This is a genomic window from Streptomyces sp. NPDC048623 (assembly GCF_040650755.1).
In the GTDB taxonomy this organism is placed as follows: Bacteria; Actinomycetota; Actinomycetes; order Streptomycetales; family Streptomycetaceae; genus Streptomyces.
Map to the genome: position 1 here is coordinate 1 of NZ_JBEZHV010000024.1, position 2,270 is coordinate 2,270.

The following is a 2,270-nucleotide window of genomic DNA, read 5'->3' on the forward strand; positions in this document are numbered from 1 at the left end:
GTCCTCGGGGTCGAGCGGGGTGCCGAGCGCGTCCGAGAGCTCGTCCAGGAACGACCGTACGGTCTTGGTGACCCGGACCGGCCAGGTGTGCCGTCACCGTCCGCCCGCTCCGTGGTGACTCGTTCGGCGCACCCCCGTGCGCCGTCCGGTGCAACGGCGTACGCCCCCTGGAGGAGCAGGTCAGGAGGGCGGATTCACTCGAACGGATTCGTGGCGCTCGGTAGTCCAGCGGTTGCGGAGCGCTATAGCCGCAGGCACGGTGGCAGGGCAGTTGTCCGACGCATAAGGAAAAGGAACACATATGCGTCCCGTCACACCCCGCCTCACCGTCCTGGCGATATCCGCCGCTCTCACCCTCGGTACGGCGGGACCCGCCTTCGCCGACGAACACCGCCCGTCCCGCCCGGCCACCCACGCCGGCGACACTCGGGCATCCCAGCCCGACGCCGCCGCCCTCCCCGCCCGGGCCGCGGCACCCGCCGACGTCGTCGGCGACGCGCTCGCCACGGTTCAGAAGGCGGTCGCCGACCTGCTCGCCGCCGTCACCTCCGGCAGCGCCACGGGTGTCGTCCCGCAGGTCACCTCGACCCTGACCTCGTTGCTCGACACGGTCCTGGCGACCGTGCTCGGCAGCGGCCTCCCGGCCCCGAACCTGCCCGGGCTGCCCACCACGCTCCCGACCCTCCCGGCGATTCCGCCGGTGTCGACGGACACGCTGCCGGTGACTCCGCCGGTGTCCACGGACACCCTCCCGGTGACGCCGCCGGTCTCCACCGACACCCTTCCGGTGACGCTGCCCGTCTCCACCGACACCCTGCCGGTGTCGACGGACGCCCTGCCGGTCACGCCGGCCCTGCCGGTCCGCTAGCCGGACCCGCCCCCGCATCCGCCCCCGGGCACGGCCCGGGGGCGGATTGTCCGTCCATCACACCGGTTCCCTTCCTTCGGGTGCAGTGTCGGGAAATCGCCGCTCGCGGAGTTTCCGGGCGGCGCACGTCTCGTTACAGAGAGCGGAACGACGTACGGGAATCGCACCAAGAGGCCTGTACGGCAAGCGACTTGCTCACCCATGGAAGGAATCTCCTCATGAAGCCCACCAAGGTTGCCGCGGCCGTCGCCGGTTCTGTACTGGCCCTGGGTGTCGCCGCGCCCGCCATGGCCGCGGGGGGCGCGGTGCCCACCAGCCTGGACGGTGCTCTCGGCGGGCTCACCAGCGGCGGGCTGAAGACGGACGCGCTCAGCAGCACCACGGAGGGCTCGCCGGTCAAGGCGGTCACCGACACCGCGGGCAAGGTGAACCAGCTCGCCAAGCCCGGCACCCAGCTGCTCGGCGGTGTCCCGCTGGGTGCCGGCGCGCTGGGCGGCGGCCAGCTCGGCGGCTGACGGCAGGCCGCGCGGACCGAGTAGGTCGAGCGTCTGCGTGGTGAACGGCCCTGGCGCATTCCGGTCAGGGCCATGCCTTTGCCTCCCCGTGCGGTCCGATTGAATGATTTTCTGATGGTATGTCGTGTTGTCCGGCGTTTCTCCTGGTCCGGCTTCCTACGCTCACTTCGTCCCACGCAGTCGGAGGCGTGGAATGTGGAGGAAGAGCGGAATGCGACCCATCATCAGCAGAAAAATCCTCACGACCGTGGCGGCGACCGGCATCCTGTCGCTGACCGGCGGCTTCGGCCTGGCCATCAACTCCGTGGCCGCCACGGGGGATCAGTCCGGTACAGACCCCGGTCACCACGCGCAGCTCCCCGTGCCGGGCAATGTCTGCGGTGATCACGCGGGCCTCGGGGACCTCGGCGCCAAGGTCGCCGACATCTGCCGGGAGGCGGTGGAGTCCGCCTTCAAGGGCGGCGGGAACGACGGGGCCGAGCCCGGGTCCGGGTCCGGGCCCGGACCTGACGGCCACGGCGATGGCCACGGCGACGGCTACGGCGAAGGCGCCGGCTACGGCGAGGGCGGCAAGCCGCCCACGACCCCGTCGAACCACCACCCCCACCCGACGCCCACATCGCACAAGCCGCACCCCACGACCGCGCCGCACAAGCCGCACCCCACGACCACGCCCCACAAGCCGCACCCCACACCCACGTCCGACCACACGGACGGGCCGGAAGACTGCGCGTACGGCGAGACGGGTCCCGGCTGCGGGAGCGACCACCCGACCAAGCCGCCGACCACGCCGCCCACGACCACTCCGCCGACCACTCCCGGCTGCGAGTACGGCGAGACGGGTCCGGGCTGCGAGACGGATCACCCGACGACTCCGCCGCCCACCA

The 2,270-nt window shown here is 71.9% G+C and carries 3 protein-coding genes; all 3 read left to right on the plus strand.

Annotated features, from left to right (window positions below; genetic code table 11):
- Positions 1 to 301 precede the first annotated feature (301 nt).
- On the plus strand, positions 302 to 868 hold the full coding sequence (locus AB0C73_RS28605; RefSeq protein WP_362535785.1) for a hypothetical protein: 567 nt from the start codon (positions 302 to 304) through the stop codon (positions 866 to 868).
- Positions 869 to 1,086: 218 nt separating this feature from the next.
- Positions 1,087 to 1,383, plus strand: a complete 297-nt coding sequence (locus AB0C73_RS28610) for a hypothetical protein (protein ID WP_362535786.1) — start codon at positions 1,087 to 1,089, stop codon at positions 1,381 to 1,383.
- A gap of 211 nt (positions 1,384 to 1,594) precedes the next feature.
- A partial coding sequence (locus AB0C73_RS28615; protein ID WP_362535788.1) for a hypothetical protein occupies positions 1,595 to 2,270 on the plus strand: 676 nt, incomplete at its 3' end.

Excerpts from the sequence above, each read along its gene's own strand:
- AB0C73_RS28605 (WP_362535785.1), top strand. The coding sequence starts at position 302 with ATGCGTCCCGTCACACCCCGCCTCACCGTCCTGGCGATATCCGCCGCT.
- AB0C73_RS28610 (WP_362535786.1), top strand. The coding sequence starts at position 1,087 with ATGAAGCCCACCAAGGTTGCCGCGGCCGTCGCCGGTTCTGTACTGGCC.